At 67.2% G+C, this 1,315-nt stretch carries 2 protein-coding genes; both read right to left on the bottom strand.

Features of this window, described 5'->3' with window-relative positions:
- Window positions 1-407: beta-ketoacyl synthase N-terminal-like domain-containing protein (locus FKN01_RS32170; protein WP_221939395.1), on the bottom strand; the 407-nt coding region annotated here is incomplete at its 3' end.
- 8 nt (window positions 408-415) lie between these two features.
- Window positions 416-1,315 (bottom strand): beta-ketoacyl reductase (locus FKN01_RS32165; RefSeq protein ID WP_143626175.1); only part of this gene is annotated, 900 nt, incomplete at its 5' end.

The following is a 1,315-nucleotide window of genomic DNA, read 5'->3' as shown; positions in this document are numbered from 1 at the left end:
AACACCTCCCACGAGCATTCCAGCAGCAGCCGCTGCTGCGGGTCCATGATCAGGGCCTCGTTCGGACTGATACCGAAAGGAACCGGGTCGAAGGTGTCCGCCGAGTGAAGGAATCCACCCTTGTTGACATAAGTGGTGTTCGGCCGTTCACCGTTCGGATCGTAGAGAGATCCGACATTCCAGCCGCGGTTGTCCGGGAATTCGGATATCGCGTCCACGCCATCGTTCACCAGTTGCCACAGGGCCTCCGGCGATTCGACTCCTCCTGGAAAGCGGCAGCTCATCGCGACGATGGCAATGGGTTCGCGGGCTGCGGACGACAGCTTCCTGTTGTGGGCCCGCAGACGGTCGTTCTCCTTGAGCGACGCGCGCAGTGCGGCGACCAGCTTCTCGTCAGAATTAGTCATCGGGGCTCTCACATTCCCTGCGTCGCGTCGTCAAGGCCGAAACCTTCGAGTGCCATGCTGATCAGGCTCTCGGCATCCATCGAGTCGATGGATTCGGTCGAATTCTCGTCCGTTTCCTCGGTCGGGTTCACCGGCTCTTCGTGAACACCGGCGAGCTCGAAGAGGACTTCCATCAGTCCTGCGTCCCTGAGTCGGCTCAGGGGGATTCCCTTCAGAATGTTCCGGACCCGTTCTTCCTCGTCGGCCTGGGCGTCCGTTGCCGAGTCGGGACGCAGCTCCTCGGCCAGGTACTCCGCGAGCACGCGGGAGTTCGGGTAGTCGAAGACCAACGTCGCCGACGGGCGCAGCCCCGTGGCCTGAGCCAGGCCGTTGCGGAACTCCACCGCGGCCAGTGAGTCGAACCCGAGCTCCTTGAACGCCCGGTCCGGCTCGATGGCCGAGGCGCCGGCGTAGCCGAGAATGGCGGCGGCGTGGGCCCGTACGAGATCGAGCACCTGCTCCGTGCGCTCTTCGTCGGTCAGCGCGTTCATCCGCCGGCGGTACGCTGCCGCGCCGGAGGCCGTCGTGTCGGTGGCACGGTGGCCGCTGGTCCTTACGAGCCCTCGGAACAGGTCCGGCAGGTCGTCCGGTCCCGGCGCGTCCGTCCCGGTGAGATCGACCCGCATGGTGACGAGTGCCGCACCACCGGCCGCCTCGGCCGCGTCGAAGAGGGCGGTCCCCTCCTCGGCCGACAGGGTCGCGATGCCGGTCCGGCGCATGCGCTGGGAGTCGGCGCCGGGCAGGCTGTCCGCCATGCCCCCGTCGCCCCACGGCCCCCAGGCGAGGGACTGTGCGGGGAGGCCTTCGGCCCTGCGGTACGTGGCCAGCGCGTCCAGGAACGCGTTGGCCGCGGCGTAGTTGCCCTGGCC

The organism is Streptomyces sp. 130, assembly GCF_007096885.1.
Taxonomy (GTDB): domain Bacteria; phylum Actinomycetota; class Actinomycetes; order Streptomycetales; family Streptomycetaceae; genus Streptomyces.
This window is presented reverse-complemented; position numbering and strand designations above follow the sequence as displayed.